This is a genomic window from Neobacillus sp. PS3-34 (assembly GCF_030915465.1).
GTDB lineage: Bacteria > Bacillota > Bacilli > Bacillales > Cytobacillaceae > Neobacillus_A.
Window position 1 is genome coordinate 4,648,230 of sequence record NZ_CP133267.1, and the last position, 14,195, is coordinate 4,662,424.

Genomic DNA, 14,195 nt, shown 5'->3' on the forward strand with positions numbered 1-14,195 from the left:
TAGATTCCACACCCATCTATATTTCGATCATTTTTCCGTCATAGGCCACTTCAATTCCAAGTGGTTTAAAAATATCCTCCAAATCCTGGTGCTGAAGGCCAATATTGTGTGAAAAATGAGTAACGATTATTTTTCCTTCTTTTTTCAAAATATTTTCTTGTAAAAACAGACCCTGCATTTCCTTCACCGCTTCGATATTTAAATGGTTATGGCGGACTGGAAAATGCCCATTTGTGCAATCCAGAATGATCAGGTCCATTTGTTTCCCCTTTAGCCATTCCCATGTTTCATGGGGGAACCAGCCGGTATCATGGCCATAAAGAAATGACTTTTCATTCTTCTCAATGGCAAAAATCATGCACGATTCCTGTTTATTATGATCCGCCAGCAGTGGAGTGACCTTATAATTGCTCACCTCATATGTTCGATAAGCGTGAGTATGATGATAAATTATATGCCCATCCGTATTTCCAATCCGATTTCGGCAAAGGAAGATAGGTAAATCGTGGCCATAAACATGTAATGGATGATCAAATCCATGTGCATAGATTGGCAGCCTCATACTTAGATCTTCAGGATAAAGATGATCCGAGTGGGTATGAGTAATCAATAGATCAGTTATCTTTGACAGGTCGATTCCATCTCTTAAGACATGTAAATTGGTATCAGGAGGGAAATCAATTTTCAAGATATCGTCAATAATGGCGGAGGTTCTGGTTCGAATATTTTTCCCTCCTAGTATCCTGGCTTTTTTGCAATGCTCACATTGACAAAAGATTCCTGGAAACCCTTCAGCAGCAGATGTGCCTAACAGGTGAATTTTCATACCTGATACTTCCTTTCTTAATGTATTTAAACAAAGTGCAATCCATCCGTTCTCGGAAATGGTATTGGAAAAACGTCTTGCAGCCATTGTGGAATTTGATCATGCATTTTTGAATCAAAAAGGAGTGATATGAATGATTCTATGTCAAAAACAATTCTATCCCCTCCAAATTTTATCTCCACTTCCTGATCTATTACAGCTACATTAAGAAGCTTGCCTTTCTCTTCGAAATAAGGATGTAGCTGTTCAAATAGTCTACCAGCACTCAGAATTTTTACTGTTCCCATATTTCTGACTTTTTGTTTCACGACATGCCTTGAGTAATGTGACCATTGTTGATGCTCTGGTACTGGAATATGAATTTCTATATGTTCCAGCTTGTTTATTTTTAGTGCTTCGGACAACAAATAAAAGACATTCTCCGGAGTCCCTCCCCACTGAATTACCTTTCCCTCCCTTTTTTTAGAGGGTTGAATCGGAGCACCATAAACAATAAAACTATCAATCTTATTTTCTTGCTCAGATACCAATATTTCTTGAGAAAAATGGATGCAGCTGGCCAAGGATTCCGCCTGTAATAGCATTTGTACATTTGATAATGAGCTCTCATAAAAAGCCTTACCTGAATTTAATAGTTCATTTAATTGATATAGGTCTGAATGTTTGTATTTTCGAATCCTTTTATCTGTAATGGCGGCTTCCCTTATGGAAAGTTTTGGATCCTTAAACCTAACTAAAAAAAATGTACCGAAGGGACGACAACCAGCCCTTGCGTATAGAGACCTTTCCCCGGATACAAGCATTAAGGAAGCTCTTGCGTCGTTTGCCTGTTTGATTACTTCATTTAATAATCTGCTGGCATAACCCATGCCTGTATGTTCTGGAACGGTACAAACAGAACCTATGGAAATAACAGAGAGAAGTGCTGGGCCCATTTTAATGTTAGACGGAACACACCCAATAAAAGATACAAGTTCTCCATGGTGAAACATTCCGAATGAGTTTGCAATTTGATGGGGAAGAAAGATGTGCGGGAATGCCTCGCTCATTGATTTTTCACTATTTTTCCTAAAAACTTTATTTGAAAGCTGAATTGCTTCTGCGGCATCTGACGTATTTAATCTTCTTATTTCAGACATACCTGTCCCCCATTAACATTTTCTAAAACGGTTTCCACCTCAGTGTACTATCAGATCTGAAGGGATTATATAACGGGAAATTGACTTTTGTATCCAGTTTTTTGCATGGATGTGAAGAATGAAATAATTGGACTGGTTAAAGGAAAAACCAACCCTTCAGGCAGAATGGTTGGTTTTACAACTTTTATTGGTTATTGATCGTAAAATTCCCAGACGTTTTTGCTTTGACTTTAAGGTAATAAACAAAGCTTTCATCATATGGATTGGAGTAATGAATGGTTTCTGCTTCTCCTGCAGGTGTGTATGAACCAGCTTGTGCACTTCCACTATTGGTGTCGTAATAAAGTTCGAAATCAAAATCTGCATTGCCTTCTGGAACTAAAGAAAGGGTATATGCTTTCTTACCAGAGATTCTGTACCAAACATCCTGTCCTGGCGTTGAAACTGCTCCGTTTAAACTACCTCCATTCGCTAATTCAATACTATTAATCATCGAAGTCCCGTCTTCTACTGGTTTAGTGAGGGTGATTTTATATTTAGCAGCTGCATCCCCTTCAACGAAGACCCTTATCATCCCATACGTATCCGATGTTGTCGGATTGCTTATTACCATTGATTGTATTTGTGTATATTTTCCATAAGAAAATCCGCTGTGTGGTGTTTGGGTTGGCCTCCAAAGCCTTGTTTCCATTCCAACTGAAGAGCCCTCAAGAGGTGTCAATGTGATAACCCAGTCTTCTCTTGCTTTTATCGGGAACTTATACCATTGTGTTTTGCTTATTGCTTTTGGAGTAGAATAGACATCTCCTTCTTTTGCATCGAGTATGGTTGGATTATCCCAGGTGTCTCCAGTTGGTGGAGGAAAGGTCTCATTTGATAGTTCTTTTATTTGATACTGATCTTTAATAAACTTGTAAGTTTCATCATATGTTAGGCGAACAACCGGATCTTTAACAATATCCTCTAGAACCGTTCTTGCCCCGAGATAATAGCCAACAATCGTTTGATCCAGACCGGAGCGTTTCATCTCGTTTAAATACGCGTAATATTTTCTCATCGCGTAGTCACTATGATAAATCTGGCCATCATAATCAGTTCCCCAGCCATTCCAGAGCATGTGGTAATCGCCTTCTACTTCCAAGCCCATCCCGAAACGTTTAGCTGTTTTAACTGCAGATTGAAGGCGGCTTAAATCAACCTCTCCACCTTTGGAGGCGTTTCGCCAAAAAAGGTTTGGAAATAATAGTTTGGCTGCATCATAACTGAATCAAAGCCGAGTTCCTTCCAAATGGTCGTTCCATTAGATTGAAAAAATGGTATCCAATAAAACTTGTAATCTCTCTCATGCAGCATATTCGCAGTATTTTTTACCAATTGTTCCTCATAGATCGTTTTGTAGCCGATTTCTTCATGGGTCCAATAAAAGCCTTCCAGTTCAATATTCTGATAGTGTTTTTGTTTAAACTGTTCTTCAACCTGTTCTACGTACCACTCAACAGCTTCGGAACGGGCTTCTAGTGCAGCCTTTTCACCGCCAGGCTGGTCAATACTAAAGTTTAACGTTTTTCCATCAACTGTTCCCCAATTGGTTGCCTCTAAAGCCGGATACGGAATACCCAATACGACCTTGGTTTTATGCTTGGAATCTCCAAGTATTTGTTTGTTTTCCTTAGTTGATTCCTCAAGAGCATCCAGGTTCACGTCTGGCTTAAACAATTTATTGATGGCTTCATTCCATAGAGTCTGATCCTTATAATCGTCATATGGATTTCCACCCATTGCAAAAAGAATTGAATTATACATCCAATCATCAGATTTACCATTTTTATCCACATGGGTAATCACATGCTTGAAATCCTCTTTATGCCATGTTCCAAGCGGCCCGTTGCCTGTATGATCAGGATATAAAAAGGAGAGATACATATCCTTTACTCCGCCAGTTGCCTTATTATCTGGAAGCGGTTCATCTTTTGGAGCCTTTGATTTCTTTAACGTCCCAACTTTTTTGTCTTTTTTCCCTGCATCTCTTCCAAGCACCGTAATCTCGTCAGCAAAGGAAAACATTCCTACTTCAAACTGAACTTTGACATATCTTGCAGTTACCTTGATATCATCCACGCTGAATTCTTCTCTCGAAGCCTCCTGGCTGCTTGAATTCCTTGGATAAACAGAGCCTGCATCAAACCACTGATTTCCATCATCTGAAAGGTAAAAATGAACATAACGGGGAAAATCAATGGCCGCTTCCCTTTGACTCAGAAACCCGCTGTAAATGCTTTGAACAAAAGTAGGTTTTTCAAGATCAATCGTAACAGAACGTGCCACTTGCCTTGAGTATCCAACCCAGTTTTTGTCCAGAAAATCCGTACTACTCCCTTTTTTACCATCGGTTAGTTCATATTTGCTGCCGTTATCTCCTTCCGTTCTAGTTTCATAGCTCATAAGCTGATTGTCTTTCATTTCTTGAGTGACCGTGTATGGTTTTTCTAATGCAACATTTCTAAGAGAGTCGTTTGGAGAAGGTTTCCCTGCTGCAGATGCATTAATAGATATTAAACTCATCAATACCGTATAGACAATTCCGACCTTAAAACTTTTTGAGAATGATGATTGTTTCATTAGCCATCTCCTTTTGGAATATTCGGAATTCAAACTATGTACTCCTCCTTATTCTTTGTAATCGTTTACAACTTAATTATAAAATGTTGATGATTTTAAACCTATATCGGTTGTTTGACATCTGTATCCAGTTTTTTGCAGGTTTTAAGAGAGCATTTAGCATGGAGCAAAAATATCCGCCATTTACATAGTGTAAATAGGCCGTTTTAAATGCTTTTATTTTCCCGGAATGCTCCGGGGGTCATTCCTGTATTTTTACTAAAAACCTGGACAAAGTGACTCGTGCTGACATAGCCCAAATTTTCCGCAATATGCTGAACCTTAAAATTGCTTTCAAGGAGTAGCTTCTTTGCCTTGTTGATTTTGATTGAGGTAACATATTTTTTAAACGAACAGCCCATTTCCTGGTGGAAAAGCCTGCTAAACGCAGAAGAATTCATGTTTACTTTTTCAGCAATGGTCGTAAGTGCACTTCCATTTCCTAAATCATCATGGAGAATTTCACATGCCAATTTAATGACATGCTTATTGGATTGAATGTCCAGATCATCACGCCGGTTCGTTTGTTGGACCTTCGTTTCCCTCAAAGTTTTTATTTCAATAAGAGCCTCAACAATTTCTTCATCCGGGCAGGGCTTTAACAAATAATTGGATGCACCAAATTTAATTGCTTCTCTGGCATATTCAAAATTGCTATAACCCGATAAAAAAATCACAGGAATATGAATTTTTTCATCCCTTAATGCTTTTAACAGTTCCAATCCTGTTAAATCCGGCATCAAAATATCGCTCAATAGAACGTCGGGCTTTAACAAATGGACTAGATCAAGAGCTTCTTTACCTGTCGAAGCCGAACCTAACAGCTTAATGCCATAGTCTTCCCATTGAATATCTTCAGATAAAGATACTCGAATGTATTGTTCATCGTCTGCAATTAACAGCTTCATCAAGGATCCTCCTTTTTAAATCGATAAGTCACAGTCGTACCTTTATTCCATTCACTGTCAATGTTGAAATGAAAATGATCTCCATATTTTAATTGAAGTCTTTTATAAATGTTGATAAGTGCATAATTCGTTCCAACCATATTTTCCTGCTCTTCTTTTGGAGCTGCCGTAATTGCATCAGTTTGATGCAAACTATTTTTGATTCGATTCTTCAACTCGTCTAAATTCTCTTTCTTCATTCCTATTCCATTATCAGAAATCATAATGAGCAAGTCATTCGATAATACTGTGACTGAAATGGAAATGACACCTTGACGAGCTGTTTTCTCAATCCCATGTTTTACTGAGTTTTCAACTAGCGGCTGGATGATCAATTTAGGAATTTTGTAGTATTGTGCTGCAGGTTCGACATAGGTTTCAAGGACATATTTATTTGGATTCCTAATATTTAATAGATACATATAATAGGAGATATGCTCCATGGAGTCCATAACCGAGATCATATCGTTACCGTCTGTTAAACTAAATCGAAACAGGCGCGACATCGATATTAATGCATGTGCAAGGGTAGAATCTACCCTTTTTGCCATGGAATAAAGTGCCCCCAGCGTATTATACAGAAAATGCGGCTGAATTTGAGAGGTCAAAAAATTTAATTCTGCCTGCTGCTTTGCAATTCTTTCCTCGTAGACTGATCGTATCAGGTACTCCTGCGTTACGGCCATTTGATTAAACCCTTCGGCTAAAACACCAAATTCATCCTTCTTTTTATAAACCATCCTGACTGATAAATCTCCTTGCTCGATGCTTTTAAAATGATCAAGCATTTGTTTAAGAGGCTGATGAAATCCTTTCGTTAAAGCTCGGGAACTGTACACGGATAAAAGCAATACAATAAAGAGAAAAGAAAAGATTAGCCAATTTAAAAGTGATAATCCGCCCATATAATTCTTAATTGGTGCACTTGCCACGATTTTCCAGCCAGTAAGCTCTGATGTCGAATAGGTGATTAAATGATCGTCCTTAAAGGTGTAAGCACCTTTTTGTTTTGTCTTCCATGGGACTGGATCCGTACCAATTTCAGATCCGATGCTATTTACTAATTTATTGGACTGATTGTATAAAAAGACCGAAGAGTTCGTTTTACTGGAAACATCATTCAGCAATGAGTCAATCGTAAATTGATGGTAGGTAGTCCCAATAATTACAGGATCCTTATCGGTTCCAACTCCCGGAAGAATTCTGATAAAAGTTATATTTTTCGGAGATTCCTTAAGACCAGTCAAATCGATCAAACCCTTGGCTTTCAGAAATTCATTGGTCGGATAGAGCCAGGCTTGCATATGGCCATGGAGTGGTCTGGCTTGAATCCACTTCAGGGGGGTTTTATCGTTTACTTGATAAAAACCATATTCAGTTGAAAGAACTCTACCCTGCTCAGGAAGGTAAATCCATATTGACGTGACCCTTGTTTCTGTATTCAAGATTTCGTTAAGCCTTTCAGCGGCTGCACGTGTATTAACGATATTTTCATAGTCAGCAAGCGTCCCTTGCTGACTTAATATGTATTGGCTAATGACCCGGTCAGATCCAACTGCTGCAGATATCCTGACGGCGCCGCTCAGGACCTCATCGAGCCAAGAGGTGGAAAGGCCAACCGTTTCAACGATTAAGGTCCCTGCCTTTTCCTTTAAAATGCTTTCAGCCTCCTTCTGATAAATAAGGCAAAATAGCAAGACGGGTATCAGGACCAACATCGTGTAGGCAATCATCTTCGTTTTAACAGTAAAAGGACGAAGTTTTAAATGAGAAAAAATACCTTTTTTCATAAAAACATCGTCCCTCCATTCTTTGTTTAAAATAGTTTACCAACAACAGATTTAGCCGTTTTTTCTATGGCCTTGAAGGATTTTTCGTGATCCCTCATCGCAATTAATGTAGATAATAAATCCAATACATGAATTTGGGCAATTTTTGATGAAAAAGCACCACCCTGAAAAGGAGTTTCTTTTGCAGCTGCCAGCAGCACTGTATCCGCCGAAAGTGTAATCGGCGATTTGGCATGGTTGGTCAAGGCTATGATATGGGCACCATTTTCCTTCGCAATTTGAATGGCCTCTACCAGATCTTTTGTACTCCCAGAAGAAGAAATGCCCATAACGACATCTTCTTTTGTTACAAGTGAAGCATTCATCGCCATAATATGTGCATCGGTTGCCGAATCAGCATGAAAGCCAAGCCTCATGAATCTGTATTTTGCATCACCGGCCGTAATTCCTGATGACCCGATTCCAAAAAAGTATATTTTCCGCGCCTTGATAAATGCCTCTGTTGCTTTGGAAAGTGCATTTACAGAAAGAAGGCTTGTTGTATTATTCAGGGCATTTATATTATAAGACGTAATCTTCTGGCAAATGGTTTCAGCCGAATCAGATTCCTGAATTTCACCATGTACCTGTTCAGCCGGGTTTACAAGATCCTGTGCAATCGATAATTTGAATTCCTGAAATCCTTTGAAGCCCAGCTTACGGCAAAAACGGATTACACTTGTTTCACCCACTCCTGCCTTTTCGGCAAGCAGCGTGACCGAAGAATAAATGGTTTCATCCGCATTAGCAAGAACGTATTCCGCCACTTTCTGCTCCGCCTTTGAGAGCGATAGGTAAATGCTTTTGATCATTACTAGAGTATTAATATTTTGGTCTGTTTCTCTCATGACGACAACTCCTGAAATTTAAGGTTACCCACTATTAATCCATTATTTCACAACCGGTTCAACCTGGTTAAAAAAGATCTCTCTTCCTTGTGATGCAGATTCATAAACACCACAAAGGATCTTCATGAGCTCCAGCCCATCCTCGACAGGACTGATCAATTCCTTATTTCCATCCGTACAGCAATCCACAAAGTAATCAATTTCATTTTGGAAGGCTTTCACAAAATCAAAGGAAAGCTTATCAACCTGAGGAGTAATGTTCAAAATCGTATCGTGTTTTTCAGATACGATAAATAGCTCCGGCTCAATTTCAGCTCCACCCTTTTCCCCAAACAACTGAACGGAGATTTTTTCGCTTTCCTTTGCATGAAGTGTAAAGCTCACATCAACATATAATGATGCACCATTCTCAAAACGGATGAGGGCGTTTGCCATGTCTTCCACAGTATTTTTAGAAGAATCATAATCTGCCGCTTGGTAAAATGATAGATTTTCAACATGTGCTCTATTTCCAAGCCTGCGATAGGTGTTTCCACTGACTGATTTCACTTTAGGCTTGCCCATTAAATACCAGCTTAAATCAATAATATGCACACCAAGGTCGATGAGTGGCCACCACCCGAACGCTCTATATCGGAAAACCAGCCACCGGGATTTCCCAATCTCCTTAGGCAGGATGCTTTTGCGTAATAAATCTCACCGAATTCACCGGCATCAATAAATTTTTTTAACACTCTTGTATTATCAGCGTATCTGCGCACAAATCCTACCTGCAGCACCTTGTTGTTTTTCCGAACCGCTTCTTCAACTAATAACGCCTCTTCCACTGTTTTACAAAGCGGTTTTTCAACTAACACATTTTTTCCAGCGTTTAAAGCAGCAATAGCAATTTCTGCATGTGAATTGTTCCAGGTGCATATGCTGACTGCTTGAATGTCTGCTTTTTCAAGCATTTCCTTATATTCAGTATAAACCGTGGGAATATCATATAATTTGGCTTTTTCTTCTGCGCGTTGTAGATTTAAGTCGCATACTGCGGTTAGTTCCACCTTAGGATTACTTTTATACGAATTTAAATGCAATGTTGAAATAGAGCCAGCCCCAATAACACCTATTTTCAATTTTTTCATTCTATCCCCTCCGAATGCATTAGTTGATTTTTGTAAACAAATGACTGGTAGGCAGCTCCGATTAATCCTGAATCAGACCCAAGCTTGGCCCTGAAGATATGAACAGGGTCTATCATGGACCGAAGACCAATTCTGGCTACTCTCTCCTTTACAGATGCTAAAATCCATCCTCCGTTCTTCATTACACCACCGCCAAGAATGAGAGTGGTTGGATTAAAGGTATGGATTAAATTAACGATACCGAAAGACAGAGCATTCAGCATCGTTTCGATTACACTTATCGCCATTTGATTGCCTTGTTGGTATAATTCGAACACTGATTCACTTGTAACCGTTTCAATAATGATATCCTTACTGATATCGGTATTATTTAGAGCCAACTGTTCCTTCATCATTCTAGCTATCCCTGTTCCTGAAGCAAATACCTCCAGGCAGCCTCGAAAACCACAGTTGCACAAAGCGGCCATTCATATCTAAGGATATATGCCCAAGCTCAGCCGCCGCTCCCCAAGACCCTCGAATAAACTCCCCCCCAGAGATAACAGCACCGCCAACCCCTGTTCCCAGTGCCAGGCAGACGACATCATTTTCTCCTTGGGCTGCCCCCAGGTATTTTTCAGCTAAAAGGATTACATTCACATCATTGTCCACCCAAACAGGAACATCAAACATATTCTCTATCACCGATTTTAGCGGTACATTGTTCCAATCCTGAATATTTGTTGTACCAGATAAGACACAGCCCTGTTTAAAATCAATCTGGCCGGCTGTCCCAATGCCTATTCCGATAACCTTACCCCATTCATTCATTTCAGCTTTTTTCATTAAAGAATGAATTCCTTCTTTAATAATAGAAAGAACTTCATTTCTTCCGCTTCTTGGTGTAAGAAATGACGTTTTGAGAAGTATGGTACCAGATTCATCCACAAGGCCAAGTGCAATCTTTGTTCCACCAATATCGATTCCAATGCTAATGGACATACAATCACCCCTTATTCTACTAACCTCTTATGCCAAGTCTTTCAGAAAACCTTTTGGTAATAAGCTGTGGCCTAGTAATCGCCGTACCGACTACAACAGACCATGCCCCTAATTCCAAACATCTTGCAGCTTCCTCCGGTGTATTGATCCTTCCTTCTGCGATGATAGGCACTGATAATTCCTGTGAGAGTTTAGAAATTAGCTCAAAATCCGGATGATCGAACTTTTTTGAATAAGAGGTGTAGCCCGCCAATGTTGTTCCTATAAGATCCAATCCAAGGTCAGCGGCAGCAATACCCTCTTCATACGTAGATATATCAGCCATTATTAGGAGTGCTGGAAATTTTTCTTTGATCATTAAAATCATTTCCTCATTGGATAAGCCATCTGGCCGATCTCTGTTCGTTAAATCGAGTGCCAAGATTTCCGCACCGGCGGAGTGAACTTCATCCACCTCTTTCATGGTAGGTGATATGTAAATTTCACTATCGTGATAATTCCTTTTAACAATTCCGATGACAGGAAGTTTGATGGTTTGTTTGATCTCTTTTATGTCCTCAAAGCCATTTGCTCGAATTGCAGCTGCTCCCCCTTCCTTTGCTGCCAGCGCCATTCTGGCCATGATTTCGGATCCATGTAAAGGTTCATCCTCAAGCGCCTGGCAGGAAACAATTAACTGTCCTTTTAATTTTTCAAGCAATAATAGCTCCCCCATTTACAAAAATTAATTAATATAACTTATTCGATTGACTGTGGAAAAATCCTCCTTTATACATTTAAATGGTGGAATAATTTTTTATTTTTAATAAAATATGAAAAAACAATAACGCGAGGGATTTAACCATCGCGTTATTGTTTAAATATGATTTATATTTATCGAATATTTTGTCTCCCATTGTCTTCAAGCTCTCGAAGAATTCTGCAATGTGGTTTTTTATTAAGCAGCCAAATCAATAAAAAGCCTATCATACCCACTCCAGAAAACACAATCCACGGAATAAAGCTGCTTGGCTGTTGATTGATTAAAAATGACCCAGCGTAATTACCAAAGGTTGCACCGACAGCGAAGGATATCTCAAAAAATCCGTAATATGAGCCCTGGAACTTTTCTTGAGTAAACTCTGATATAGCAATATCTGAAGATGGCAAAACAAGTGTTTCTCCGATAGTAAAAAATAGAATGCATATGAGCAGCCAATATGGCGTGGAAGTAAAAACGATCATGAATAGCGAACAGCTCATGGTGACAATTCCTATTTTAAGTAAAGTAAAGATATTTATTTTTACATATAACCTCCTAAATAAAAACATAAAAACAAGTCCAGTTACCGCGTTAACGGTAATGATGATTGTTACTAAGCTCTCATTTTTCGAAAGATTGTACATGTGAAGTGGTATGGATACTGTTAACTGTGCAAACATAAACCAAAAGAAAATCATGGCGAAGCAATAATTCATGAATCTTTTATTAGTTACGATTTGTTTTACACCAGCTACAATAGAATTCCGATTCCTTACTATCTTTCTCTGAGGCTTTATTATGATGAATTGGAAAAAGAACAATATGTAAAAGGTCAATCCACTTATGATAAAAGGATAGCTCGGGTCAAGTAGGAGTAAATAGCCTCCTAATAACGGGCCAATAATCGCACCTCCATTTAGAGAAAGGTTTAAATAGGTAAATATTCTTTTTTTGTTCTCCCCTGTTGCTTCAGATGAAAAAAATGCCATTGATGAAGGTTCATAGCATGCTGAACCGATACCGATTAAAGTTGTCCCAATACCAATAAAGAAAAAAGATTGCGCAAAGGCCAGCAAAATGAAGCCGCTTCCTCTGATTAAAAGGCCAATCCCCATCATATTTTTATATCCATAACGATCTCCCATCCCTCCTGCAAATATAGGCAGTCCTCTTGAGGATAATGTCATTAATGACAAAACTGTTCCCGTTTCTCCAACTGAAAAAAGAAGATGATGGGATAAATAAACAGCAAGAAATGATAATACAGCGAATCCTGCAAGATTCATACAAAATGCGGAAATCAATATCGTTTTGATAGATTGATTCAAAAACTCCCCTCCTATTGTAACCTTCATTATTTTTTGGTGGTTACAAAAAATAATATGTTATAATTAACCAAAATGCAACCTTTAAAAAAGATTGGTGGTTACAAATATGGAGAACACTAGGGAAGTAAATGTTATCCTTTCCTTTTTAAATACATGGGAAATCCCCAATATGGAAAGGATTCCTAAAGATCATCTCCTGACAGTCTCAGATGTTAAAAATTTTGTTTATGAATATCTTGAGAATGATAAAAACATAGATGGATTAAAGGATGTAATCGAGCTCCGAACCCAAATAAGAAACGCAATTGAACAAAATGATGGAGAATTAATTAATAATTGGATTAAAAAAAGAGACATTCAATTCAAGATTAAAACCAACGATACTAAACAAGTGTTTGAGGTGGATTTTGGTTTTAACCATAATAGTCTCGTGGACAATATCCTTGTTATTGTTCTTAATTTAATTCTGCAAGGAACTTTTCATCGCATAAAAATTTGTCCGGATTGTAAATGGGTCTTCTATGACCAATCGAAAAGCGGTACAAAAAAATGGTGCAATATGAATGCGACCAGTTCAGATGGAAGAGCATGCGGAACAATATCGAAGGTGAAAAGGTATCGAGAAAAGAACAAGCTTTGAGCAGAATTTTTAATTGATGCTAGAGGGTTTCATGCTTTCCATGGAAAAAGAAAAGGGTTTTTTCGTTAAGGTCCCCTTTTATAGGTATTTGTTGTAAAGATTCTTTTGATAGGTCGTTATAACTGTCCCTGTGAATTTTTAAAAACTGTCACTTTTCATAAGGACACTTAATTACTAAAATAGTGTTATTGAATAAATTATCAAACGTTTTTATGAATAAGGAGGAAGAAAATGAGTGAGAATCTAGTAATCAGACCAGCAATTAAAGAGGATATTAATGAATTGTATGAACTAATGATTCAGTATATTGTCGATTTTTATAAAAAAGCAAAACCTGCAGAAGAATCACTTAAAGGATTGATTCAAAACCTACTCGAGAACCCTAATAGTGGAATCCAATTTGTCGCTGAAAAGGATGGAAGGTTATTAGGATTTGCGACTCTTTACTTTACCTTTAGCACTCTGCAGGTGAAAAGAGCCGCTATTCTAAACGATTTATTTATTTTGTCAGATGCCAGAGGACAGAAATTGGGCGAACATTTATTTCAAGCATGCTTATCCTACATAAGAAGTAACGATTTTGCTTATATGACATGGGAAACGGCCAAGGATAATTTAGTCGCTCAATCCCTTTATAACAAAATGGGTGGTCAGCTGTCCGAATGGCTTGTGTATGAAATCGAGTAATATACCCTTGGATTAACATGTTCGATTCTGATGTGCAAAACCATACATTACAGACCAACGCAATAAAAATAGCAGCAGAAAAAGAGCTTGGTTAATATTCCAAGCTCTTTAACATTTGTTATTACTTACTACAATTAAAATCATGCAGGTAATTTTATCAAAAATCCACCTAAACAATTCCATAAGACTAGATTCTTTTTTTTACATCTTCCCTAATTAATTCAATAATATTATCAGCTAAATTTGCAGGAAGTGATGTACCATCTTTAAAAACCCAGGCATTAATGATTTCAAGATCTCCTTTTTTAAAAGTAATACTGTAATCTTTATTTTCGTGAGTAAATTCAGCTGTCACGTATTCTTCACTATCAAAATCATCATCAATAATCATGTTGTTTATTTCATATGGCTTCACGAATACTCTCCTTTTTATCATTCCT

Annotated in this window: 14 protein-coding genes and 1 pseudogene; 2 read left to right on the top strand and 13 right to left on the bottom strand. The window is 38.1% G+C overall.

All coding sequences use genetic code 11. The annotated features are described in order from the left end of the window. Window positions 1–16 precede the first annotated feature (16 nt). The 12 genes and pseudogenes from RCG23_RS24460 to RCG23_RS24515 form a co-directional block, all read right to left on the bottom strand. A complete protein-coding gene (locus RCG23_RS24460) occupies window positions 17–826 on the bottom strand; it encodes an MBL fold metallo-hydrolase (protein WP_308177798.1) in 810 nt (269 codons plus the stop codon). 26 nt (window positions 827–852) lie between these two features. Continuing rightward, on the bottom strand, window positions 853–1,965 hold the full coding sequence (locus tag RCG23_RS24465) for a GNAT family N-acetyltransferase (protein WP_308177799.1): 1,113 nt from the start codon (window positions 1,963–1,965) through the stop codon (window positions 853–855). A 184-nt stretch (window positions 1,966–2,149) separates the two neighbouring features. Beyond that, window positions 2,150–3,112: a hypothetical protein gene (locus RCG23_RS24470; RefSeq protein ID WP_308177800.1), complete on the bottom strand. Its 963-nt coding sequence runs from the start codon at window positions 3,110–3,112 to the stop codon at window positions 2,150–2,152. A gap of 41 nt (window positions 3,113–3,153) precedes the next feature. Further along, window positions 3,154–4,584 (bottom strand): DUF4855 domain-containing protein, encoded by a 1,431-nt coding sequence (locus RCG23_RS24475; RefSeq protein ID WP_308177801.1) that lies wholly within the window; start codon window positions 4,582–4,584, stop codon window positions 3,154–3,156. Between the two features lie 206 nt (window positions 4,585–4,790). Then, entirely contained in the window at window positions 4,791–5,531 is a 741-nt protein-coding gene (locus tag RCG23_RS24480; RefSeq protein ID WP_308177802.1) for a response regulator transcription factor, read from the bottom strand. Next, a complete protein-coding gene (locus RCG23_RS24485; protein WP_308177803.1) occupies window positions 5,531–7,360 on the bottom strand; it encodes a sensor histidine kinase in 1,830 nt (609 codons plus the stop codon). Before RCG23_RS24485 ends, RCG23_RS24480 begins: the two co-directional genes overlap by 1 nt. A gap of 26 nt (window positions 7,361–7,386) precedes the next feature. Continuing rightward, window positions 7,387–8,247, bottom strand: coding sequence for a MurR/RpiR family transcriptional regulator (locus RCG23_RS24490; RefSeq protein WP_308177804.1), 861 nt, complete (start codon window positions 8,245–8,247; stop codon window positions 7,387–7,389). 42 nt (window positions 8,248–8,289) lie between these two features. Next, a pseudogene (locus tag RCG23_RS24495) lies at window positions 8,290–9,377 on the bottom strand (Gfo/Idh/MocA family protein). After that, window positions 9,374–9,844, bottom strand: coding sequence for an ROK family protein (locus RCG23_RS24500; RefSeq protein WP_308177805.1), 471 nt, complete (start codon window positions 9,842–9,844; stop codon window positions 9,374–9,376). Before RCG23_RS24500 ends, RCG23_RS24495 begins: the two are co-directional and overlap by 4 nt. Continuing rightward, window positions 9,774–10,358: an ROK family protein gene (locus RCG23_RS24505; protein WP_308177806.1), complete on the bottom strand. Its 585-nt coding sequence runs from the start codon at window positions 10,356–10,358 to the stop codon at window positions 9,774–9,776. The genes RCG23_RS24500 and RCG23_RS24505 overlap by 71 nt, the downstream gene beginning before the upstream one ends. A gap of 19 nt (window positions 10,359–10,377) precedes the next feature. After that, window positions 10,378–11,058: an N-acetylmannosamine-6-phosphate 2-epimerase gene (locus tag RCG23_RS24510; protein ID WP_374049791.1), complete on the bottom strand. Its 681-nt coding sequence runs from the start codon at window positions 11,056–11,058 to the stop codon at window positions 10,378–10,380. Window positions 11,059–11,231: 173 nt separating this feature from the next. Next, window positions 11,232–12,428 carry an MDR family MFS transporter gene (locus RCG23_RS24515; protein WP_308177808.1) on the bottom strand — a complete coding sequence of 399 codons (1,197 nt, stop codon included), beginning with the start codon at window positions 12,426–12,428 and terminating at the stop codon, window positions 11,232–11,234. 106 nt (window positions 12,429–12,534) lie between these two features. Between RCG23_RS24515 and RCG23_RS24520 the strand changes: the two genes are divergently transcribed. Together RCG23_RS24520 and RCG23_RS24525 are read left to right on the top strand one after the other, a co-directional pair. After that, the gene (locus RCG23_RS24520) at window positions 12,535–13,068 is read left to right on the top strand and encodes a CGNR zinc finger domain-containing protein (protein WP_308177809.1); all 534 of its coding nucleotides are present in this window, start codon (window positions 12,535–12,537) and stop codon (window positions 13,066–13,068) included. A 231-nt stretch (window positions 13,069–13,299) separates the two neighbouring features. Further along, on the top strand, window positions 13,300–13,755 hold the full coding sequence (locus RCG23_RS24525) for a GNAT family N-acetyltransferase (protein WP_308177810.1): 456 nt from the start codon (window positions 13,300–13,302) through the stop codon (window positions 13,753–13,755). Between the two features lie 187 nt (window positions 13,756–13,942). Here the strand turns inward: RCG23_RS24525 and RCG23_RS24530 are convergent, their stop codons facing one another. Then, on the bottom strand, window positions 13,943–14,170 hold the full coding sequence (locus RCG23_RS24530; RefSeq protein ID WP_308177811.1) for a hypothetical protein: 228 nt from the start codon (window positions 14,168–14,170) through the stop codon (window positions 13,943–13,945). Between the last annotated feature and the right edge of the window lie 25 nt (window positions 14,171–14,195).